The sequence below is a fragment of the Pirellulales bacterium genome, assembly GCA_036490175.1.
In the GTDB taxonomy this organism is placed as follows: domain Bacteria; phylum Planctomycetota; class Planctomycetia; order Pirellulales; family JACPPG01; genus JACPPG01.
Window position 1 is genome coordinate 1 of sequence record DASXEJ010000072.1, and the last position, 23470, is coordinate 23470.

A 23470-nucleotide genomic window follows, 5' to 3' on the forward strand; every position below is an offset into this window, starting at 1 on the left:
GTGCCGCCGCCATAGCCCTCGATTCGGCGGCCGCCGTCCATGACCACGCCACGGGCGATCGAGAAAAAAGAGGGCAACGTGCCGCGCTGCCCACGATGCTTGGCGATGATCGAACCAAAGTTCGGCTGCGGAGGTGCGGGCAGTTCCGGAAATCCAGTGAGCGCAATCGTACCGGCTTCGGGATGTCCGCTGGCCGTCGTCGCATGGCCGCGCACTAGCGAAAATCGATCACTTCGCTGCGCGATTCGTGGGATCAGCTCGGAAAAGAATACACCCGGCGTCCGCGTCGGTATGACCCCAAACGGGCCACGATACTCTAAAGCCGCATCGGGCTTCGGATCGCAAGTATCGAGATGGCTCGGTGCGCCCCATAGAAATACAAATATTACGGAACGTGCCTTCGCCGTCTGCGAGCTGCGGGCGTTGCCGGCCGAGATGCCCAACGCGACGGGGAGCGAACTTGCCACACGCAAGAACGATCGGCGGCTAATGCCACCGCATGTCCGCGTCTGCATTGCGCCGACCTCGAGCATTAGGGCTCCTCAACCTTGCGGCCATCGTGGTGGCACGGACGACCAAAACAACGTGACGATTAGGCTACCGCGCCAACAACATGGTGGTCTAGTGGACGCGCAGGTGCAAACGACACGGCCTCGTCGCGGCGCCGTGGAACGAGCCCGCGGAAGCCCTTTTTCAGTGAATTGCCATTATGGCACGTGCGCCAGCTCACCCGCCTGGGGATCACGAGAAATGGCGTTCAGATTGGCCCCTTGTCCATCTTGGATGGTGTAGCCGACTCGTTTCAGATAGGCCACTTCGGCCTCGCTCCATCCTTTGGCCAACTGCAACTTGACGTCCCCTTCGGTGTGCAAACGGGGCACCGCGTACGCCTCGGGCAGCGCCAGCCCACGCCCGACAAGCGCCTGCAAGACGCTAAACATTGTGTTGGGAATGCGCCGGCCCCCGGTCGCGCCCAGCGCCACGATCGGCTGATCGCCACGAAAAACGATTGTCGGGCACATATTGTTGAGCGGTCGACACTTCGGCCGCACGGAATTCGGATGCCCAGGCACAGGATCGAACCGCGACATGCCATGGCCCAGTACGATCCCCAGCCCATCGACGGTCACGCGAGCACCAAATCCTTCGCCGTGTGTAAGCGTTAGCGCGACCATCAGGCCCGACTTGTCGACAGCCGACAGATGAATGGTGCCGCCGGCTGGCCGGCCGTCGGTCGTGCCGACGATCAATCGTTCTTGGGACACCACCTTGCTGACGCGCTCGGCCGCTTCGTGAGCGTAGTCGGCCGACAGCAATCGCGCTACCGGCACTTCAGATCCCTGAGGATCGCCCAACAGTGTCAAGCGATCGTGCCAGGCCACGCGCAGCGCCTCGATGGCCGCATGCGTGGTTTTGGGATCAACCTGATCCATGTCTTGCCATTCCAGTGCTTTGAGCGTGCCGATCGCCTGGAGCACCGTCAATCCGCCGGCCGTCAAGGGCGCGGTGTACATCGTCATGCCACGCCATTCTAGCGCCGTGGGCACAACTTCGCGGGCGGAGTATTCAGCCAGATCCCGCTTCGCGAGGATCCCGCCGTGCTTCTTGAAATCGCGCGCAATGTGGTCGGCCACCTCGCCGTGATAGAACGAGTTGACCGAGTTTTCCGTGGCAAGCGTGTCGAATAGCGCCGCCAGGTCGCGGTTTCGCAACTTCTGCCCTTCCAGAAGCGGTTTGCCGGTGGGACAGAACAAACGGGCCGAGGCCGGATCGCGCTGGAATTGCGCTACCGAGACCTGAATCACCCGTGCCAAACCTGCATCAATCTTGATGCCATCGCGCGCAAAACGGATGGCCGGCTCAACCAATTGGCCAAGCCCGCGGGTGCCGAACTTGTCGAGCGCCAGTTGCAGGCCCGCCAACGTGCCAGGGACGCCCACCGCCAGCCAACCGTGTTGATTGATCGCGCCGCGCACGCGCCCCTGTCTGTCGACGGGAAACATGTTCTCGCGCGCCGCCGCCGGCGCCGCCGAATTGAAGTCGATGGCCGTGACTTTGCCCCCCGGCCAGCCAATGACCATATGCCCGCCGTAGCCGCCGACGCCGCAGTTGGATGGGCTGACGATGCCGGCCACGAGCGCCGCTGCCACTGCCGCGTCAACGGCGTTGCCTCCGCCCGCCAATATTCGCGTGCCAACCTCGGCAGCCTCGCGCTGTCCCGTCACCAGCCCACTTGTTGCCACCTTGTCGATGGCCCAGGCTTGCTTGCCCAGCAGGGCTAGCGACCCGGCAGCGGTAAGCTGCAAAAACTGTCGCCGGTTGGTTTTGGACGAGTCTTCGTTCTCCATAACCGGCCCATCGTGACTGCGGTTCTTGCAAGATCCAGAGATTCAGACGCCCACGCACTTTATTCTACGTGGCTCGATGGGGCGTCTGCAAAACCATCTACGAATGTTGCGAAATCGTAGCGCACCAGAAAACTGACCAGGCGATGCAGCGCGCTACCTGAGTCAAATTGGCCGTGCGGTAGAATGCCCCAAGCCATCTGGGCCGACCGCACAGCGGCCTTGCATGGCGGCGTAATGAATCACAATCACCACCGTGATCGCGAACAGAAGTAGGTAGTAGATGCTAAATGCGGCTTCGTTCCATTGATCGAGCGGGCCGGTGATCAACTGCGCGATAACGTTTTGCTGGAGCAGTACCAGTCCCATCAGCAGACCGGCCCGCGGAAAGAGGTCGCCGCGGAAGTTCCTCGGCATAGGGCGCCACAAGGTCCACAGGCACAACCCAATCAACAGAACGAGAAAACAGGGGCCAAATATCTGCCACAGCAGAGCGCTGTAATATTCCTCGTTGCCGCGATAGATGTTGAACCACCCCTTGAGTCCGGCGCGAAGCGAGATCCCTAGACCGTATAGCAATCCCAGATAGAGGCCGAACCGTTCCAGATTAGAGTCGCCATAGGCTGCGATCTCGGGCGCCGGTTGGCTGGCATAGCTGCGGCGCCGCAGCAGGTAATAAGCGATCCCAAACAACAAGGCCACGACCAGATAACTGCGACCCCACAGGCCTCCCGAGAGCAGCAGGTAGCCAAATAACAAAGTGAGCGTGAGATAGACGATCAGCCACTCGAGATTCGGCCCGGCGATCGATCGGCGCGATCTAACAATCGCTCGTTCCTGGTCGGACATCGGGCTATTGACCAAGAAATATGCGACACCGTAGGCAAAGCCGATACTGAGTCCGCCCGACGATTCCCAGCAGCGCCACCAATTGAAGCTGGCGCCAGGCCAAACGTCTGGCGCCCACTTCCAATTCTGGCACAATGCCCAGCCCACGCCGTTCAACAATCCGACGGTAAGTATCAGGATCACGTTTTTCCGATCACGCCGCCCGACCTCGTAAGCCAATAGTCCCAAGTACAATCCCAGGTGAAACATGGCCGATCCGCAATCGTTGATCAGCCGGCGCAGGTTGGGATTATGCTGCAGGTCCTGATAGCGATCGGCCAGCGCGTCGTACATCGGCAGAAAAAACTGCGGGAAGGCATGAAACAGATAGCGAGCCAGGAATGCCCCGCCGATGCCGCATGCCAGGCGCAGGCCCCAGTGCCAGGCGCGCGTTTCGCGCAGGGATCCGCACCACGCCAGCAAACAGGCACCGACACCGGCCCAGGGAACCCCCGCAATAAATAGCCACAAAAAGCCGTAGGCGCGCGAAATAGGGAGCGATTCGCCGGCCGCGGCGTTTGTCAGCAGCTTGCCCTCGAAAAAGCTCGGCCATTGCATCCAGCCGCGTGCACCCGACAGGCCTACACCCGCGGTCACCGCCAACACGATCCAAGCCGACGTGTAGCGGCGCGATGGTTCGGCGCCAGGCTCGCGCGCGATGTACCACCAGGCCGTACCCCACATCACGCCAGCAAAGATACAGCCCACCGTGGCGCCAAAGCCCGAACAGCCGCGCACGGCCCAGGTCATGCCACCGAGCGCCACGAAGAGCAACGTCGGCAAAAACAGATCGTGTACCAGATCACGACGCGGCGACGCGGCGTTGCAAGATTGCACTAGACCAGCTCGCGGATAGGCGGATGCTCGACCAGATACTGCGGACGACCGTTGGCATCCTGGATGGTGGTCGTCGTCGTATCGAGCCCCAGGTTATGGTACAGCGTGGCGACCACCTCTTGCATATGGACAGGCCGCGCATGGGCGTGTTCACCCAGTCGATTCGTAGAGCCAATGGCCTGGCCGGTCTTCATACCGCCGCCGGCCAGCAGCGCACAACTGACCTGCGGCCAATGATCGCGACCGGCGCCGGTGTTGATGCGCGGCGTACGGCCGAATTCTCCCCAGGCAATAACCGTGACGTCGTTCAACATGTCGCGTCGCTCGAGATCTTCGACCAAGGCGCTGAAACCCTGATCCAATTTCGAGCCATGATCGCGCACCAGGTCAAAGTTCGCCCCGTGGCTATCCCAACGGCCGTAGGTCATGGTTACGCATCGCGCGCCGGCCTCGACCAGGCGGCGGGCAACCAACAGGTGTTCGTTGATCGTCGGTGCGCCGTCATACTGAAAGTTATACGGTTTGCCGTCGCCGTATCGCTCGCGGACTTTCGGATCCTCGTTCGACAGATCGAGCGCCGCCAACAGCCGGCTCGATGTCAGCACGTCGAAAGCCTTTTCCGTGTACGAATCCAACGCGCTTGTCCGTCCGGCCGCATCCACGACGCGTTGAAAGGCATTGAAGCTGGCACGCAACTGCTTGCGGTCGTTGAATCGCTCCAGCGTCATGTTATTGAGCTTCATGTTCTCGAGCCCCGGCCCGTCGGGCTGGAACGGCGCGAACATTGGTCCCAGGAACCCTGGCTGACCGGGATCCTTCCATACGCCGGCGTTCGCAAGGCCGACAAACGGAGGCACGCTACGGTCGACGGGCCCTTGCAGTCGGGCCGCAGCGGCGCCGAGCGCCGGACGCCCTCCCATCGATGCCAGGCTGTCACGCGTCCAACCGCTGTGACACTGAAACGGCTCGTGTCGATCGACGGCCCCGACCACCGAGCGGATCACAGCGCACTTATCCATGATCCCGGCGATGCGGGGGAAAACCTCGCAAATGTCGATGCCCGGCACATTCGTGTTGATTGGCTTGAACTCGCCCCGAATCTCCTTGGGAGCGTCGGTCTTGATCTCCCACATGTCCTGATGCGGAGGTCCGCCACCGAGGAAAATATGAATGACCGACTTCTGCCGGGCCGGCTTCGCGTCCTGGGCCTCGGCCCGAAAGACATCTGCCAGCGACAGCGCGCCGGCGCCCATGCCCAAGGCACCCACGCGCAGAAAGCTGCGACGTGATAAGTTGTCGCAGAACTTATGGCTGCGGCCAAAAATCGTGAGCATAGGCTTCGCTGCACCGTGGCCTGAGGAATCCCATAAACGCCCGTGGGAATTATATACTTGACACACCACGGTACTATGGGTAGTATTTGGGTATCACTTACCTGGAGTCTACCCGATGAACCTCGCCCAAGTCACCACGTTAAACGAAGAGAAAGCCCGGGATTACCTGGAATCCATCCGTTGGCCAAACGGCCCGGTTTGCCCTCATTGCGAGTCTCAGAGCGTGGTCAAGCTCCAGGGTAAGTCGACCCGGCCGGGCGTCTACAAGTGCAAGAATAAAGAGTGCCGCAAGCAATTTACGGTCACGGTCGGCACCGTCTTTGAGCGGTCGCACATCCCGCTACGCAACTGGGTCATCGCCTTCCATATGATGGCCAGCAGCAAAAAAGGCGTCTCGGCCCATCAGATTCACCGTAGCGTCGGCTGTACTTACAAGTCCGCTTGGTTCATGTGCCACCGGATTCGCCATGCGATGGAGCAAGGGCCGGTAGATGGTCCAAAGCTTTCAGGCATTGTCGAAGTCGACGAAACATACGTCGGCGGTAAGCCCCGTGGGGGTGCTAAGGGCCGCGTCGGGCGTGGCACCAAGAAAGCCCCGGTAGTGGCCCTTGTGCAGCGAGACGGCGAGGTACGGACGATTGCCGTCAATCGGGTTACCGCCAGCAACCTGAGCAAGCACGTCGAAAAGTACGTCGATCCGAAGTCGCGGCTCATTACGGACGAGTTCCGCAGCTATACCAAGCTCGGTCGCCGCTTTGAGCAGCACGACGTAATAAAGCACAAGCTCGGCCAGTACGTCCAAGGGGATGTGTACACGAACACCGTCGAAGGCTTCTTTGCCCTCATCAAACGGGGTGTCTACGGGACGTTTCATCACGTGTCCAAGAAGCATCTTCAACGCTATCTGGACGAATTCGCTTTCCGCTACAATCAGCGCAAAACGTCCGACGGGACGCGGCGGGAAACCGCGTTGCGGGCCGTCGAGGGTAAGCGATTGACCTACCGTTAGCCTGATTGACGGCCAGGAATTGCTCTCATCTGAATCGCCGTAGTAGAATATACTCAAACGCTACTACGCGACCATATTTGATCCTATACTGGGTCGACTATCCCACTCCTCTTGCCAGTGTGAGGCATGGAACTCGTCCAGGAAAATATCGTTCTCACGGCCCGGCATGTCAACGTCCATATCTTCACGCAGATATGGCTGCATCATCAAGGCATTGTTCTTGAGAATGAATACGCCGCGCCGATGATATTCACGCCCGCGATCATTCAGATCGTGACGCCTCAATTTCAAATGACGGTTGTCGAAGAGCGAATTCAATTTGTGCCACTGGGCGAAGAACCTGCCAGAGCACAATTGATCCTTGATCGCCTAGGGCGTCTAGTTAATGCACTTCCGCATACGCCATATCAAGCACTCGGATTAAACTTCAGTTGGCATCATACGCCGACGCCTACCGCGCCAATTGAAGTGCTGGGGCGGCGATTGTTCTTAAAGCAAGATAGCGCCCTAGCCCATGCTTTTGACGGCAACGACGCTAAGTTCGGCGCGTACTATAGCAAAAATGTCTTCGGCGGGTTTCGCTGCAAACTGTCGACTCTTCCGATCGACGTACTTCAGGAAGACGGCTCGACTCAGGAAAGGCTGCAATTCTCATTTAACTACCATTTGGCGGCCGCTACACCTGACGAAATCGTAGGTGCCCTTGGTCACTGGGATGAAGCAAAGCGACATGCGCACGCACTGATTGCGTCAATTGAGGACGTAATATGACGAGACTCGCAGGTGCGCTTCTTGATGAGGAGCGATCGTCGCTTACTTTCAATGAGGTCAATCGCATTGCATTTGGTCAGGTTGAGGCCAGCATACGTGCGTCTGCGATCGCATTAGTACCTGCCTCGGGTGTATATTCTCCGACGATCAACATACCAACCGAAGATTTACAACGTGCATATGTGAAACTGCAAGCTTCGCTGGCTACAATGCGTTCCAATTATGTCATCACGGCAGGACAAGTCGCGGCCACATTCGATTTCACCATCGACATATTTTCCGTGGATGCATTTCTCGCAGTACTATACAGATTCGCTCGATCTGGACAGATAAGCCCTGGAATTCAGCATATCTTCAAAAGCTTGAATAAACTGCTGCAATATGGGCAATTCAATACATGTGACGAGGTATTCGACGCCGTAGATGTCAACATGCTCCAAACGGACCATCTACTTTCCTTTTTAACAATAAGTCGTGCCGGTCGTGCAACCCTTAAAAACCGCTGTGCATATCGTAATAGAGCATGGCAAAGGATTGCTGCGATTCATGGTCGGCCTATGGCGACGAGGCTCCTTGGAACAGAAATCGCCAAGGCTTGATCGGCTGTGCTTTTGCGACCAGATGCGGCAAGAGGATGTGGCCGATCTGGCTATCGCAATTTCAGAGTTGCCAGATCAGCATTCCGCGATTTTTTGGAGATCACCGAATCTAGGGATATGGTGCTTGCAGTTTGGAGGTCGCATCGAATCGTCTCCAGTGGGTGACGAGAATTTTGCGTGGGCGATTCCTCCTGATATGCATGCGTTTGAAATTCGGCAGATTCGAGAGCTATGTGATCTAATATCGCAGGCCGTCTCGATCACCAATGCACCTCATTACAGCTTCGCACCGTCACGCGGCAGTTTATTCTATGGCATTGGAGTTGATGTTTATTTCGTCGCCGGCCACGGGGCAACCGGCCTTACGTGCGCCACGTTTGTTCTTGCGATTCTTAACTGCCTGGAAAACTATGAACTGATTGACTTAGATACTTGGCCACCCGCAACTTCGGCAGACATCGCTGAGCGATCGAAGCTTATTGCGAGAGTGTCCGGCATTTGGGACGTGACCCAACTTGTGGCCGAGATAAACTCACCGCGCCCGATGCCCTCTCATCTTGTCGGCGCATGCCTTTTCGGAAATTCGCGGGTGGACTACGAACGCGCTGACAATGCGGCAACATTGGTACGATCTAACCTTCATGACTACTATGTTCGTTCCGGCCTCAAGCTTTAATCGTCTAAATTGAGCAGAGTGCGATAATGGTCAATCTTAAGCCCATCTCCCTAAAGCCCCTCACGGCCGCTCAGGCGCTACGCCATGCCATGACGGTTGCTGCCCCTGAACACGATCCGCCAGCGCCCAAGGCCAAGAAGAAGGGGACTAAGAAGGCGCCGAAGAAGTGAGCGTGATATGACGTTTGTCCGAAGATGCCCGATTTGCTGCGAAGTGCTTATTCCGGTCCAAGATCTTAATGGCCGAATTAGGTATCAATGCGAAACTGAGCTTTGCCTATATAACTTTCGCAAGCAAACGTGTCCTGCGTGCGGAAGCCAGATCGCGGCCATGCGGCGGAAGGAGAAGGGGCTATGGCTGTACGAAGTGACCTGCGATCGCGGGCATAAATGGACAATTCAAGGTAAAGAAGCCTGACCTACCACTTGCGGTAGATGGTTTGTTAAGTATACAATTCCCACGCCCGTTTATGGTATCCGATGCCTGCGGAAATCGCAACTGCGAGAAGAATCGCGGGGTGGGTCGACGGAGCATTCGTCATGCAGACGGCGCTCGACGTAACATGCCAACTAGCACAGTCGCCAACAGACGGCCGTAGCGAGTCCCTCGATTCAATTTTGAACTGGCGGCAGTTCGCGTAATTAACATGCCCGCTAACGAAAACGACCCGCTGACAACGTTTGTCAACGGGTCGCATCCAGTGGGCGATACAAGACTCGAACTTGTGACCCCTAGCTTGTCGAGCTAGTGCTCTAACCAACTGAGCTAATCGCCCTGCATGGACCACCTAACCGGTGCCGGAACTGCGGCGGTCGCAATCGTACAGTTCTGGGCCCACTGCCGCCAAACTGGCTGCTGGCTGTGCCCGGGTACTTGTCGTAGGCACCGCCAAATCTGACGTGCGGCGGCCCGGCCGTCAAGGGTTGTCGCCGCAGCTGTCCGCCGTCAGCCGTTAGGAGCTGTAGCGATTGCGTTGTTCGGGTCAGGTTTTCCCCTTGGTCATCGTGCCCAGATATCGCAAGCCCTAGGGCGAGGGCGATCGGGCGAACTTCCCCGGCCGGAAGTCTGTCTTGTTCGGATAGCGGTCCATCTTATACTTTGCGGTCATATGCCTTGCGGTCGTATTTGCGACGTCCCCTGTATCGACGTCCCGGCACGCGCGGTAACTCATTCAGGCGGCTCCCGCTAGCAACTTGGACGCATCGCGTACGCTTGGCTGCTTATCAAGTCGTGCGAGCCGGACGGGCTGCTTCCAAATGCCTGGCAACGACGCCCCGATGGTCGAAGCCAGTCCTGTCGCCATCCGAGCCGGTTAGGTAATCCATGCTTAAGGTAAAACTGCCCGACGGCAGCATCCGCGAATACACACGTCCCGTCCGCCCGATCGACGTGGCCGAGGAAATTGGCCCGCGGCTGGCCAAGGCCACGCTGGCGGCCGAAGTCGATGGCCAGGTGGTCGATACAGTGACACCGCTGCCGGCTCAGGGCGAGGCATCCCTCAAGTTGCTGACGCGCAAAGACCCCGAAGCCCTGCGGATCATGCGCCATTCGTGCGCGCACGTCATGGCGCGGGCCGTGATGCGTTTGTTCGAGGGAGTGCAACTGGCGTTTGGGCCGACGATCGACAACGGTTACTACTACGATTTCGATCTGCCGCACAAGCTGAGCGAGGAGGACTTCCCCAAGATCGAAGCCGAGATGGCCAAGATCATCAAGCAGGACGAGGCCTTCGAGCGGATCGAGGTGCCGCGGGCCGAGGCCGTAAAGATTTGCAGCGATCTGGCCCAGACGCTCAAGGTCGAGCACATCGAGACAGGGCTAGCCGATGAAAAGGAATTGTCCTTCTACCGCCAGGGCGAATTTCTCGATCTCTGCCGCGGCCGGCATATTCCTAGTGCCGGCGCCATCGGGGCGTTCAAGTTGTTGAGCGTTGCTGGCGCGTATTGGAAAGGGGATTCCAGCCGGCAGCAATTGCAACGTTTGTATGGCACGGCTTGGTTCACAAAGGAAGAACTGGAAACCTATCTCGCCCAGGTCGAAGAAGCCAAACGCCGCGACCACCGCGTACTGGGCAAGCAATTGGAACTGTTCGCAGTCAATCCGATCGTGGGCCAGGGATTGATTCTGTGGCTGCCGCGCGGCGCCGTCGTGCGCGGCCAGATGGAAGCCTTCGTACGTGATGAGCTGATCAAGCGCGGCTACGACCCCGTCTATACTCCCAATATCGGCCGCGTCGAGCTGTATCAAATCTCGGGCCACTACCCGTACTACGCCGACAGCCAGTTCAAGCCGATCGAGATGGAAGAGGGCGAGCGGTATCTGCTCAAGCCGATGAACTGCCCGCACCACATCATGATCTACAAGTCGAAGCCGCGCAGCTATCGCGAGTTGCCCGTCCGTCTGGCCGAGTTCGGCACCGTGTACCGCTACGAAAAATCGGGCGAGCTGGGCGGGATGACCCGCGTACGCGGATTCACCCAGGATGATGCCCATATTTTTTGCACCGAAGAGCAGGTCGGCGACGAGTTCCGCCAGTGCATCGAAATGGCCCAGCACGTGCTGCGCACCCTAGGACTGGACGATTACCGGGTACGGCTGGGCTTCCGCGATCCGAGCAGCGACAAATACGTTGGCAAGCCTGAGAGTTGGGCCAAGGCCGAGGCCGCCATCGAGAAGGTGGCCCGCGACATGAACCTGCCCGGCTGTACGCCCGAGCTGGGCGAAGCCGCGTTCTATGGCCCGAAGGTCGATTTCGTGGTGACCGATTGCATCGGCCGGGAATGGCAATTGGGCACGGTGCAGTTGGACTACAACCTACCCAGCGAAGAACGATTTGGCTTGGAATACATCGGCGCGGACAACAAGGCGCACCGCCCGGTGATGATCCATAGGGCTCCCCTGGGCTCGCTCGAGCGATTTATCGGCGTTTTGATCGAGCACTTCGCCGGGGCGTTTCCGTTGTGGCTGGCGCCGGAGCAGGTTCGCGTGCTGACCGTGACGCAAAAATCCGAGGACTACGGCCGTGACGTCGAACGGCAATTGCGCTCGGCCGGTCTGCGAGTGACGGGGGATTACCGGGCCGAAAAGCTGGGGGCCAAGATCCGCGATGCCCAGTTGAAGCTCATTCCCTACATGCTGGTCGTCGGAGAACGGGACGCCGCGGAAGGGAAAGTCTCGGTGCGGGATCGCCTCGAGGGGGATCTAGGCGGGATGTCGCTGGCTGCCGCCATCGAAAAGCTGCAAAGCGAAGTAACCGCCCGAACGATCCGCCAGGTCGTTAAAACCTCGGCCGGACTGGGAGAACGGGGCGGATCCAACGAGTATTGAACTAGGACGCCGCGAGCGGCCGCATGGGCTAGGCTTTATAGGTAGCCATTCGTCCAGAACCGGCCCGCCAGCAGTTGACTGTGTGCTGACGGGCGAGATACTAAGATTTGCTATCGTCTGCCACGGTTGCCAATCTCTCAGAGAGCAGCCGGCGGTTGTTGAGTTTCAAAGACCCTAATGGAGGACAATTCCGATCGAAAAGTCACAGCGTATGAACGAACAGATCCGCATCACACCAGTGCGGGTCATTTCTGCCGAAGGAGAACAACTGGGGATCATTCCGACCGAGCAAGCGCTGTCAGCGGCGCGCGAAGCCGGATTGGATCTTGTCGAAGTAGCTCCCAACGAGCGGCCGCCCGTCTGCCGCATCATGGATTTCGGCAAATTCAAATATCAGCAGAAGAAACGACTGCATCGCAGCCAGGCTCACCACAGCAAGATCAAAGAGATCCGCGTGCGCCCGAAAACGGGCGACCACGACATCGGCGTGAAGGTGACGCGAGCGCGCGAATTCTTGACGCACAAAGACAAGGTGATCGTCTCGGTCGTCTTCCGTGGCCGCGAGTTGGCCCACGTGGAAGAGGGACAGCGGGTCATCAAGCAGGTCTTGCAAAGCTTGGAAGATATCGGCAAGGTCGAATCGCCTCCTAGCCAACAAGGCCGGCGCATCACCTGCATCCTCGCGCCCAAGTAGCAGCAGCCAACCAACCGTTCGGCTGCGATTCGTATTCATGTAAGGCACTGCGGAACCATCCCGCCGCGCCGCTGGGCAGGCTCGTTCTTGCAGTCTGGCTTACCTACGCAAGCGCCTTGCGCACCGCGGCACGCATTTTGTCCAAGCCTGTGCGTGCCACCAACAGCGCATCCTGATTCCAATACTCGCGATTGAACAACTCCAGCGACAAGGCGCCACGGAAGCCGATGTCACGCAACGTCTGCAGGATTTCGTTCAGCGGCGCAATGCCATCGCCCGGAAAGATCCGCTGCGCATCGCTGATCTCGCTGCGCGGCGGGGCGGCTGGATAGTCGTTGAAATGAAAGACGTGCATGGCGTTGCCGTTCAAGAGCTTCAAGCCCGCGATCTGTGAGCCCCCTTTGTAGAGGTGATACACATCGGGCAGGATGCAGGCGCCCGGTTGGCCGCAATCGATCGCCACTTGGGCGGCCTCGCCAAGCTTGCCGAGGGTCTTGGAAAAGCCCCACACCTCGACCTGCGGAACAACACCGAGCTTTGCGCCCAAGGCCACCAGTTCTCCGTAGCGTTCGGCGGCTTTTGCCAGGTCGAAGCCTGCGATATCGGTCGCGCCGGCGGGTGGAGCAGCCAATCGACGGCCACCAATCGCCGCGACGAGTTCCATATTGCGTCGCGCTTCTTCGAGGGCTTTCGCCCGGCGCGCGTCATCATCAACGATCCAGTCGAAGAAGCCGATGACGCTTTCGACGCTCAGACCATTTTCCCGCAGACGTTTGCCCAAATCGGACAACGAGCCTCCTTGCTTGACGTACGCGTCGATTTCACGAATCCAGGGCTCAATGCCTCGGTAACCGGCCCGGGCCACGATGTCGATTTCCTCGACCAGCCCCAGGTTCTGGCCGCGGATCGTACTGGTGTTCATGCAGTACAGAAATGGCTCTTTGTCGGATTCAGTTTTCGATGGCGCGGCGGCAGTACGCTCGGCTGCGAGCGCAGCCGAAATGGCGGCGCCAACGGCCACCCCGGTTTGGGCAAGCATGGTGCGACGTCTCACAGGGCGATTCAAGTACCAATCCTCCTCAGATCAAATCAATACACAAAGCAATTTCCAGCCACGGAGAGCACCGAGGACACGGTGAGTGACGGGATAAGCGGACCATCGAACCTCGATACTCCTCGCAATTGCGCGTACTAGTTACCGTCTCTGCGTTCTCTGTGAACTCGGTGGCAAAATGTTCTCTTTGAAATCGCATCAACCTTGGCTGCCGTCGACTTCAAGGCACGTCTTTGACTGGCTTATGTTCGAACACCTTATCAATAAAGCCGTATGCCTCGCGCCGTACATCGGTGGGAAAGTCGTGCCCACAATCGGGGTAGCGCGCCTGTAGTTGATCGGGGGCGCCGAGCAGCTTGTAAATTCCCGCCGCCGCGGCAATCCCCTTCTTCACGCCTGCCACGTCAAAATTATTGTCGTGGAGCGGCGAGTTCGAGAAAAAGGCCCGTGGGGCCAAGGCCGCCACAACTTCGTAGAAGTCGAATGGCACACGGTCTGCGTCGAGCCCATACGCATCGCGCAGTCGCGGCATGTAGCGATCGCTAGTCCAGCCGGCGATTTTGCCTTCGTAGTAGTCATGAAAAGGGGTCCAGCCGCAGCTTGAGACGATGACCTTCAATCGTGAGTCGAATACGCCCACGAACATCGCGTTGTGTCCACCCAGCGAATGCCCGATGGCGCCGATCCGCTCTGCATCGACATCGTCGCGCGCGGTAAGCAGGTCCACACAACGCATATGATTGAAGATGCCCTTCATGGTGCCAGACTGATAGCGGTCTGCCTGAAAATCATATCCCTGCGAGTCACCGAACGACGGGTAGTCGGGAGCGAGCACCACATACCCGCGGGCAGCCAGTTCCGCGGCATAAGGACGGCTGGTCGGGGCACCCAGGCCCGCGGTATCCCCTTTGCCCACGGTGGCCGTCTGGTGCAAAGCCAAGAGGGCAGGCAAGCGCAGTTCCGCGGCGGTTTTGGTCCGCAGCGCATCCGGCAAAAACAAATAGGCGGTAATGCGGTTGCCGTCGCCCGAGTCGAACGAAATCGTCTGCCGACGCGCGCCGTTTTCCTGCACCTCGTCAGTGGTGCGAATATCCAAAGGTGGCAGCTTTCCACGGTCGGGCAATGGCCCCATCGCCTGTTGCATGCCTGCGAGTATATGCCGTCGGCGGATGGCCCAATCATCCTTGGATGCGATCGGGTGCGTCTGGCCCTGGTCATCCAGGTAGATCTGCAAGTTTGCATGATCCGGATACACCGGCGCGCGCGGCTCCTCGCCGCCCCGTGCCGAGCAGGCCAGCGTGAGAATTACTGCGGCCGAACTGAAAATGCGAACCATGAAGTAATCTCCGCAGCCCAGATTGAGTAGCTGCGCCGTGATGCCCGAGGAAAATGTCAGCGACGAGTGTACCGCGCCGGGGTCGAGAAATCTGCGGCACGGAACTGGCGGTCAGAGGCCGCCCATGGGTCGCTTAACGACACCACAATCGCCGCGCGCCCCATAGGCAAAGCAGGCCCAGGAGGCACAAAACGCCCGAGGCAGGTTCCGGAACATTAGCGCCACCGGTGCCTCCGGATCCTCCGCCGCCGGAGCCGAGCCCCGTCCAGTGCGAGGCGACGAAGTTGATGTCGAGCCCATTGACCACCCCGTCGCCATTCACGTCGCCGGCGGGCCCAGCGGTGAGCCAATGTGACGCAATGAGGTTGATGTCCAGACCGTTGACGATCCCATCACCATTGGCGTCTCCGGGCACCGGATCGAGCGCAAGAATCTGGCTAATGTAGGCAGACATATCGGCAATGATCGTCGTTTCGCCAAATGCCGCCGTAAACTGCTGATTGCTATTCGGGTAGGGCTGCCCGCCGACAGGGACGACACCCTCGATCATGCCGGCCAAAACCCACAGCGATCCGACTTTCTCGAAGACTGCGCCGCCTGAGTCACCATTGGTCGCCTGAAATTCACTCGTTAGCGCGGTGCCGCCTGCACTCGGCAAGTTTTGATCGAACTGGGTCGTGAACGCTTGCACGTATTTCGTATTCAAACCGGTCCCCCCCAGGCTGTAGGTTTGATTAACGTCGGCGACCTGATTGTTCCCCCAACGCATGACCTCCGGACCTGCCGTGATATACCCCGTGTGCATAGCAAGCGCTTGCGTCGTCGTTTGCCACATCGGCGCGCTGTTATCCCAAAAAGTTTGGGTAGCCGAGCGGTCAACGCCGCGGCCGATGCCCACGACTGTTGCGCCTATGGCAGGGGTAGACGACGAGAGCGTCAAGTTAGGCAGATTCGGAGCACCGAATGGCGAAGTGGTGGTGTCGATCTTGAATATCTCCAAATCGCTTGTTGAGCCCGCCTGGGGACCGACTGTGTTTTTCAGAATCACGCCGGAATTCGTTACCGGCTGATACGTCGCGGTATCGAGCTGCCCGGCAACGGTCCGGTCGGGAAATGTCAGCGTTGTTGTCGAGCCTTGAGTATGGCTGGCCGTAAGGACCCAGCCGTTGCCCAGATAAATGGCCGACGCATCCCCATAGTTCCCGACGTTATAAAAACCGGGATCATCGCTGGGGGGAGTTATGTTGACCGTGGCGTCACTCGACGTTGCGAACGCCCCGGCAACGATGACGGCCTGCGCGTCTCGACAGAGGTAACTCGAAATCGCGCTCGCGACCAACGCAAAGACAACACACGATCGGTAACCTGGCATCCGCATGAACCTCGAGCGCGATAAATCGAACGATTAAGACGGGACCGGGGCGTGTCGCTGTTACACGCCCGAAAAACGTCGCGCCGAAGGCGATTTTGGCAACGTCTTGGCCGCGCAGCTCCCCTGCAAGGAATTGCTAGCTCCGGCAAAGCGGCTACACCCTCTCTCCTTCCCCCAAGATTGACAGTACCGAATGCGCGGAACGGAATCAAGGAAACGTGCGATATTTCTGCGGGCAAAGGCTGGCTTGGGGAAGGCACGCGCGTTCTTAACGCCCATCCGCGGGCTACGCAGCAAGGGACTAATCCAGCCCCCCCTCCGCAGGAGGATCACCGCGACGGGCTACCTTGCTGTGGGGCGCAGTTGCCTCGCCCTTAGTCGCGGCCTCGGCGCGGATTCTGTCGAGGAACATTCGCATCTCAGCGGGCAAGGGCGACTCGTATTCCATGATCCGCCCGTTCTGTGGATGGCAGAACCCCAGCAGACCAGCGTGCAGCGCCAGCCGCGCTGGAGTCGGATTTGAAACGCCCTGTCGGCGCGACTGTTTCCCATAGACTTTGTCACCGCAGACCGGATGCCCCTGTTCCGCTAGATGAATCCGTATCTGATGGGTACGCCCCGTCTCCAGCAGACACTCGACGAGCGTGAAACCCGGCACGTACTCCAGCGGCTTGACGTGCGTCACGGCGCGCTTACCGACATCTTGTTGCGATGTGGAACCGCGCCGGCCGTCGCCTCGATCCGGTACCAAATTCGTTTCGATCGTCTGCTCCTCGATGCGACCGGACACGATTGCCCAGTAAATCCTGCGGATCGTGTGCTCGCGAAATTGTCGGCCCAGTGTTGTCTCGGCCTTGACGTTGCGTGCGAACACCATCAGGCCACTGGTCTCTCGATCCAAGCGATGCACGGCACGTACCGGACGGGACTTTGCTCGCCCGTCGGGACTACGGTTCAAACGGGCCAACAGCCGAGGGAGTAATTCCGTTAGTGTCGGCTGATGCTGCCGGCGGGCCGGCAGCAGGTGCTCGTCGGGATGGCGGATGGACGTCATGCCGCTGGGTTTCTCGACCACGACCACGTCGTCGTCGAGATAGCGAATGATCACGTCTTTCTCGGTCACCGCCGCTGGCAAGGATTGCGTCAACAGTTTAAGCACTTGCCCAGTCTTCAGCCGCTGATTCCCGTCGATCGCCAGGTTGCCATCCACAAGTATCCGACGCGACCGTAGCAATTGCCGAACTTGCGACCAACTGTTGCCCGGCTGCCAACGGCGCAAAACGGCCTCCAGCGTCTGCTGCGACAGACTGTCCGGAACATGAAATACTTCAGATCGAGGTGCGGCCATGGGCTCAATAAGACTCCCCGCCGGGGCTGTCGTCACCGTCACTCATATTATGGTACTGAGGACGACGCGGCCCAAGAACTGGGCCGCAACGGTGGGCCCAAAGACGATCGTCCCGCTCCATCGGTCCAAGTCCGCCACTGATCGCGACGGCAGCGCAAACGCCGTGGACCGCTAAGCACGCGTCAGCTCGTGGAATCGCTCTTTCAGGCGACGCGTCACGGGGCCAGGCTCACCTGACCCGATCGAGCGCTGATCGACTTTGACGACCGGAATCACTTCGGCGGCCGTGCCGGTCAAAAAGCACTCGTCGGCCACGTATACGTCATGCCGCGTGAGCGGTATCTGGCGTACCACGATGCCGGCCTGCTCGGCCAATTCGATCACGGCTTGCCGTGTAACCCCTTCCAAAATGCCCGCATCCGTTGGGGGCGTGGAAATCACGCCAGACTGGACGAGGAATATGTTGTCTCCAGTGCACTCGGCCACTTCCCCCTTGTGGTTCAGCATCAGAGCTTCGATACAGCCGGCCTGCAGACCCTCGATCTTGGCCAGAATGTTGTTCAGATAGTTAAGCGACTTGATGCGGGCATTGAGGGCCGCCGGATGATTGCGCTGCGTACTGGCAGTGACAATCTCGAGACCTTTCTCGTACAGCTCGGGCGGATAGAGCTGGATCTTATCGGCGATGATTATGATTTGTGGATCGCTGGTACGATTCGGATCGAGCCCCAGGCTGCCAGCACCTCTCGTCACAACCAACCGGATGTAAGCGTCGGTGAGGTTATTTACCGAAAGCGTCTGCTGGACCGCTTCGATCAAGGCCCGCTTGGCCATGGGGATCTCGAGCCAAATCGCCTTGGCCGAATCGTAGAGACGGTCGATATGCTCCGCCAGGCGAAAGACCTTGCCGCCGTAGCTGCGCAAGCCCTCGAACACGCCATCGCCATAGAGCAGGCCATGGTCATAGACGCTGATTTTGGCGTCTTCTTTGTCGTACAGGCGACCGTTGATAAAGATCTTGAGCGACATGCAAATCGCAACCGCCCAAGGAAGTGCAGTCGCGCCTTTCTCGACACCTTAAAGGGTAACAGCCCGACGAATCGTCAGGCGCCCTCGACCCGACCCTCGCATAGTCGCACGATGCGATCCGCCTCTTCGGCGATCGCCAAGTCGTGCGTCACCATGACTATAGTGAGGTTCTGTTGGGTGTTCAAGGTTCGCAAGATGCGGAGGATTTCCCGGCCGGTCGCACGATCGAGATTCCCCGTCGGCTCGTCGGCCAGCAAAACTTGTGGTTGCAGCACCAATGCCCGTGCGATCGCGGCCCGCTGCATCTCTCCTCCCGAGAGCTCGCGCGGCCTGTGCTTCAGACGATGGTCCAAACCGACCATGGTGAGCAACTCCCTCGCATCCTGGATGTGCCTGCGCCGCGCGCGCCAGTAACTCCACACACCACAGGCAATCATCGACGGCGCCAGCACGTTTTCCAACGTACTCAGCTCGGGCAGGAGGTGATAGAACTGGAAGATCATCCCAAATTGCCGATTCCGTAGCACATCGCGACGCTTGGGCGGCTGGTTGTCGATACGCTGGCCGTCGAAGCGCACCTCGCCCGCGTCCGGCCCGTCGAGCAGCCCCAGCAAGTGCAGCAGCGTGCTCTTGCCCGAGCCACTGGACCCAATGATTGATACGAACTCGCCCGGCTGGACGTCGAAGTTGACCTCCTTGAGGACAGGGATCGTCACCTGCCCTTTGCGATAGCTCTTGCTCAGCGCGACGGCCTGCAACCGCGGTGGCGCGATCGACGATAGGTCGGAACCGATAGGCCGGCTTGCGTAGTGGGGGCTGCCTGCCGTCTGCACGATCGGGCGAATGTTGGCCTTGGCTAAAGACGGGTTACTCATACCGAAGCGCCTCCACGGGATGTAAGCGGGCAGCGCGGCGGGCAGGCAAGACGCTCGCGAGCACCGCTATTATGAGTGAGCCCAACACGATCCAAGCGACCGTCTTCGGATCGACAATCGTGGGGATTTGCTGAAAGTAGTAAATGGCCGGGTCGAAGACTTCTTGTCCGGTGATCATCCCCAGCACGTCGGCAATCTCGTTAATGTATTTGACAAACAACAGGCCGATCGTCATGCCAGCCCCCGCGCCGACGATTCCCAGCGACAGTCCATAGCCCAGAAAGATCCCCAGGATCCCACGGCGCGAGGCGCCCAGGGCCTTGAGAATGCCGATGTCGCGCGTTTTCTCGACGACAATCATGAAGAATATGGCCAGAATGCCGAAACCGGCAACGAAGATGATCATGAACAACAGCACGTTCAGGATGGCCGTTTCCATCTGCACTGCCGCGAGCAGTGGGCCCTGCTTATCGCGCCAGGTCGACACGCTGAACAGTTGCGGGGCAAAGGCAGCCCGCAGCTTGTCGCGCACCAGCTGACCATCCGCACCCGGCTTGAGCTTGATTTGAATGCTGTTGGCGTAGCCCACTTTCGTTTCGGGATCGAACATGCCGCGATATTGCTGCAAAACTTCAATCGGCACGAAAACAAAGTTGGCGTCATATTCGCTCATCTTGCTTTCATACAGATCGACGACCGTAAACGAGGCGTGCGTGACATCCGGTGGCGTACCCGCGGTGGGAAACGACAACCGCACGTCGTCGCCGGGCAGTCGCAGGAATCGATCGCGCCCGGTCCCATCGCGATAATTCGCCAAGGCGATTCCGATCACGACGCCGGTATGTTGCTGCGTCTCCGGATCGAACGTTTCGGTGGCCTGCGGATGCCGATCGAAGGGATTGACTGTCGCCCCCCCCGCCGCGGCAGGGCCTGCCGAATGGTTATTTGTGTCAGCAGTCTCCCCGTCGCTGTCCATGGCCTCATTGTGGACGACATTCAATTCCGCATTGCCCAATTCAGCCACCTCGCCGCCTGCAGGATCCGCCCGAGTCGGTGTCGGGATGCGGTCAGCGTCGTCCGCGTGGGATTCGGCAGGCAACGCCGGCTCAAGCGACGTCACTTCCCCATCCGCAGTCTGCTCTAACGCGGGTGCCTCGGCAGCCGCAGTCGAACCACGTAGTGGGTTGGGGTCGTTCACGGCCGTCTTCGACGGCACCGATCGGTAGGGAGTTTGCCTCTGCGCATCGTCCCAGGCGCCTTCGCCGGAAACGGGCGTGACCGCTGCTACGTCAGCCGACCCATAGCTATCCTTAGGGGCTCGTTCTTCGAGCAAAGGTGCCTCGGTGGGCGTGAATTGTGCCGGGGCCTCGAATTGTGGTGTCGCACTCGCTTGCGGCGTGCCGTGATCCTCAACTCGATCGGCCTTGGGGCGCATCGATTCGATGAGCCGGTCGCGTTCGACCCACTTATGGCGATGCGCCCAGCCTGCCTCGGCCATTTCGGTTCGTGGCGGTGCCTCGGCGCCGGCCTGGTGGTCCTGGACGTCGTAACCGCTTTCGCGCAGTTCAAAGCTGATGCGCTCGCGATTCGCAGGATGCTGCAAGTAGTGGCAAAAATCGCCAACCTGGCTTTGCGTGCGCTCGTCGATCCCGATCAATTGCACAGGCCGGGTGATCGAATTGCCGTTAAAATCATAGTTGAGCAATGCCGGCACGACGACCGTCGGAGTCATGCCCTCGATGTACTCCCCAGCCACCTGGCGAATCTGCTCCATGTGCCAGTCTGGGTCGTAGAAGCCGCTCAGACCGTTTGACTCGAACACGATGTCGGAGAGAATTCCATGAATCCGCTCCTGCATTTCGTGACGAAAGCCCTCCATCACGCTGTTAACGACGATCATCGTCGCCACGCCCAGCGTCACGCTGATGATCGAGGCCAAGGCGATCCAGCGGGTTCGCAGGTATCGCCAGCAGAGTAACAACTTATACATGCTCAATCCTTTGAGCTGTTAGGGACGCACAACGTGCGTCAGGTGGTTTCCGGTCGCAGCAGAGGAAACAGAATCACGTCGCGAATCGATTGGCTGTTCGTCAGCAGCATGACCAGGCGATCGATGCCGATACCCATGCCGCCGGCCGGCGGCATGCCGTAACGCAAGGCGCGGAGGAAATCCTGGTCCATCTTGGCCATCGAGTCCTCTTCGGATTGTCCGGCCAGCTGGGTATTGAACAGCTCCTTTTGCAGGTCCGGGTCGTTCAACTCGGTGTAGGCATTGGCCAATTCCATGCCTTCGACCACAAGTTCGAATCGCTCGGCGACGGCCGGATTCGTGGTTTTACGCTTGGTCAGCGGGCAAATGCTGGCCGGGTAGTCTGTAACGAAGATCGGTCCTTTAAGCTGGTCCTCGACCTTGGCCTCGAAAACCTCGCTCTTGATCACGTCGGCATGCTTGCCCGCAGTTTCGATGTGCAGCGATGCAGCGAACGACTTTACGGCAGCTTCGTCGGTCGCCTTTACGCCTGTGTGCTCGGTAAACAACTCGTCGTAGGTCTTGCGCGCGAAAGGCGGAGTGAAATCGACCACCTTATCGCCCCAGGGCAACTGTAGACCTTGTCCCGTGGCGCGTATTGCGTCGAGAATGATCTTCTCGGCCAGGTCCATCATCGTACCGTAGTCGCCGTAAGCCCGGTAAACCTCGAGCATCGTAAACTCGGGATTGTGCCGTTGGCTGATGCCTTCGTTGCGATACACACGGCCGAGCTCGTAAACGCGCTCGATTCCGCCGACCAACAACCGCTTTAAGTGTAATTCCAAGGCGATTCGCAAATAGAGCGGAATATCGAGCGCATTGTGATGCGTCTTGAAAGGGCGTGCCGCGGCGCCGCCGGCAATCGAGTGCAGCGTCGGCCCTTCCACCTCGACGTAATCTTCGCCGGCCAACGTCTGGCGTATCGAGTGCACAATCTTGGTGCGGCGCAAGAACCGCTCCAGCGATCCGTCGGTGTGGATCAGATCCAGGTAACGTTTGCGCTGCCGCTGCTCGGGATCGGTTAGCCCATGATGCTTTTCCGGATGCGGCTCGACACTCTTGGTAAGAAAGAACAGCTTGTCGACGAAGATCGTCAACTCGCCGGTCTTGGTATTCTTCAACTCTCCTTCGACGCCGATCAAATCGCCCAGATCAAAACAATCGGCCAACGCCCAATTCTCTTCGCCAACTTGAGCACGGCCGATCAACAACTGGATTTGTCCCGTCCAATCGCGAATATTGGCAAAGATCAGCTTTCCCGCGCGGCGCTGCAAGACGATACGGCCGGCGGCGCGGACGCGGGGTCCGCTTTGGCTGGGTGCTTCGCCTTGGATTTCCGCAGAACGATTACGGATGTCCCCCAGGCTTTGATGGTTATCGAAGCGTTGCCCCCACGGATCGTGTCCGAGCTCGCGAATCTTGCGCAACTTCTCCCGGCGCGCAGCCTCGTGCAGAGAGTGGTCGCCCGCGGAATCATCTTGCGATCGGTCGCTCATCGCCGCCTGAGACATAAGTGTATTAAGGTTGCTTTCGGTACTGACAGCTGCGTCGTCGCCAAGTTCAGCTGACGCGGTTTCTAACAACAGATAGGCGCTGATCACACGGTCCCGGTGGACAGCCGCCCATTGGGGATCGCGCCGTCGGGCCGTCGTGCACTGGCAATAACTTCAAAGAGTGCAACATTTTAGTAGACCTGCCGCGATGGTCAATGTCAGCTCCGGCGCGGCGCCGGCGAACCAACATTTGACCGAATCGTTGGCCCTGGGCACGACGACAGCCGGGCCCCATCGATGCCTACCTTCCGCAGCTTCCCAATAGCATGCCGCGGTGGCCCCGTCGAACGAGCCTGCCGACGCCGTATAAGCCGAAATCCGTGTACGGATTGGCTTGAGAGTGGCCAATAGCCTTTTATCTTCGCCTGTGGCATACTGACGTGCTGCCGCCAGA

The 23470-nt window shown here is 59.1% G+C and carries 19 protein-coding genes and 1 tRNA gene; 7 read left to right on the plus strand and 13 right to left on the minus strand.

What is annotated here, in order from left to right:
* The 4 genes from VGG64_04895 to VGG64_04910 form a co-directional block, all read right to left on the minus strand.
* Positions 1-533, minus strand: a 533-nt coding sequence (locus VGG64_04895; protein HEY1598915.1) for a DUF1501 domain-containing protein, incomplete at its 3' end; no start/stop codon positions are given.
* A gap of 174 nt (positions 534-707) precedes the next feature.
* The gene (locus VGG64_04900; protein ID HEY1598916.1) at positions 708-2348 is read right to left on the minus strand and encodes a gamma-glutamyltransferase; all 1641 of its coding nucleotides are present in this window, start codon (positions 2346-2348) and stop codon (positions 708-710) included.
* 162 nt (positions 2349-2510) lie between these two features.
* A complete protein-coding gene (locus VGG64_04905) occupies positions 2511-4070 on the minus strand; it encodes a hypothetical protein (protein HEY1598917.1) in 1560 nt (519 codons plus the stop codon).
* Complete coding sequence (locus VGG64_04910; GenBank protein HEY1598918.1) at positions 4070-5404, minus strand: DUF1501 domain-containing protein; 1335 nt, start codon at positions 5402-5404, stop codon at positions 4070-4072. The genes VGG64_04905 and VGG64_04910 overlap by 1 nt, the downstream gene beginning before the upstream one ends.
* Before the next feature lie 115 nt (positions 5405-5519).
* Here VGG64_04910 and VGG64_04915 point away from each other — a divergent pair, with 115 nt between their 5' ends.
* The 5 genes from VGG64_04915 (at position 5520) to VGG64_04935 (ending at position 8629) form a co-directional block, all read left to right on the plus strand.
* On the plus strand, positions 5520-6413 hold the full coding sequence (locus tag VGG64_04915) for an IS1595 family transposase (protein ID HEY1598919.1): 894 nt from the start codon (positions 5520-5522) through the stop codon (positions 6411-6413).
* Positions 6414-6539: 126 nt separating this feature from the next.
* Positions 6540-7184, plus strand: coding sequence for a hypothetical protein (locus VGG64_04920; GenBank protein HEY1598920.1), 645 nt, complete (start codon positions 6540-6542; stop codon positions 7182-7184).
* Positions 7181-7783: a hypothetical protein gene (locus tag VGG64_04925; GenBank protein ID HEY1598921.1), complete on the plus strand. Its 603-nt coding sequence runs from the start codon at positions 7181-7183 to the stop codon at positions 7781-7783. The genes VGG64_04920 and VGG64_04925 overlap by 4 nt, the downstream gene beginning before the upstream one ends.
* The gene (locus tag VGG64_04930; GenBank protein ID HEY1598922.1) at positions 7758-8459 is read left to right on the plus strand and encodes a hypothetical protein; all 702 of its coding nucleotides are present in this window, start codon (positions 7758-7760) and stop codon (positions 8457-8459) included. The genes VGG64_04925 and VGG64_04930 overlap by 26 nt, the downstream gene beginning before the upstream one ends.
* Before the next feature lie 26 nt (positions 8460-8485).
* On the plus strand, positions 8486-8629 hold the full coding sequence (locus VGG64_04935; GenBank protein HEY1598923.1) for a hypothetical protein: 144 nt from the start codon (positions 8486-8488) through the stop codon (positions 8627-8629).
* Positions 8630-9160: 531 nt separating this feature from the next.
* Here the strand turns inward: VGG64_04935 and VGG64_04940 are convergent.
* Positions 9161-9234, minus strand: a tRNA-Val gene (locus VGG64_04940).
* A 548-nt stretch (positions 9235-9782) separates the two neighbouring features.
* Here VGG64_04940 and thrS point away from each other — a divergent pair.
* Both thrS and infC read left to right on the plus strand, forming a co-directional pair.
* Positions 9783-11786 (plus strand): threonine--tRNA ligase, encoded by a 2004-nt coding sequence (gene thrS / locus VGG64_04945; GenBank protein ID HEY1598924.1) that lies wholly within the window; start codon positions 9783-9785, stop codon positions 11784-11786.
* A 193-nt stretch (positions 11787-11979) separates the two neighbouring features.
* Positions 11980-12480 carry a translation initiation factor IF-3 gene (gene infC, locus VGG64_04950; protein ID HEY1598925.1) on the plus strand — a complete coding sequence of 167 codons (501 nt, stop codon included), beginning with the start codon at positions 11980-11982 and terminating at the stop codon, positions 12478-12480.
* A gap of 103 nt (positions 12481-12583) precedes the next feature.
* On the opposite strand, the gene VGG64_04955 is transcribed toward infC, so the two are convergent.
* The 8 genes from VGG64_04955 to lysS all read right to left on the minus strand — a co-directional run bounded on the left by VGG64_04955 (position 12584) and on the right by lysS (position 23019).
* A complete protein-coding gene (locus VGG64_04955) occupies positions 12584-13546 on the minus strand; it encodes a sugar phosphate isomerase/epimerase family protein (protein HEY1598926.1) in 963 nt (320 codons plus the stop codon).
* Between the two features lie 208 nt (positions 13547-13754).
* Complete coding sequence (locus VGG64_04960) at positions 13755-14870, minus strand: alpha/beta fold hydrolase (protein ID HEY1598927.1); 1116 nt, start codon at positions 14868-14870, stop codon at positions 13755-13757.
* 133 nt (positions 14871-15003) lie between these two features.
* Entirely contained in the window at positions 15004-16242 is a 1239-nt protein-coding gene (locus VGG64_04965) for a dockerin type I domain-containing protein (protein HEY1598928.1), read from the minus strand.
* A 301-nt stretch (positions 16243-16543) separates the two neighbouring features.
* Complete coding sequence (locus tag VGG64_04970; protein ID HEY1598929.1) at positions 16544-17590, minus strand: RluA family pseudouridine synthase; 1047 nt, start codon at positions 17588-17590, stop codon at positions 16544-16546.
* Positions 17591-17761: 171 nt separating this feature from the next.
* Positions 17762-18619: a branched-chain-amino-acid transaminase gene (gene ilvE, locus VGG64_04975; protein ID HEY1598930.1), complete on the minus strand. Its 858-nt coding sequence runs from the start codon at positions 18617-18619 to the stop codon at positions 17762-17764.
* Between the two features lie 74 nt (positions 18620-18693).
* Positions 18694-19494 (minus strand): ABC transporter ATP-binding protein, encoded by an 801-nt coding sequence (locus tag VGG64_04980; GenBank protein HEY1598931.1) that lies wholly within the window; start codon positions 19492-19494, stop codon positions 18694-18696.
* Complete coding sequence (locus VGG64_04985) at positions 19487-21484, minus strand: FtsX-like permease family protein (protein ID HEY1598932.1); 1998 nt, start codon at positions 21482-21484, stop codon at positions 19487-19489. The genes VGG64_04980 and VGG64_04985 overlap by 8 nt, the downstream gene beginning before the upstream one ends.
* A 38-nt stretch (positions 21485-21522) precedes the next feature.
* The gene (lysS, locus tag VGG64_04990) at positions 21523-23019 is read right to left on the minus strand and encodes a lysine--tRNA ligase (protein HEY1598933.1); all 1497 of its coding nucleotides are present in this window, start codon (positions 23017-23019) and stop codon (positions 21523-21525) included.
* Positions 23020-23470: the final 451 nt, after the last annotated feature.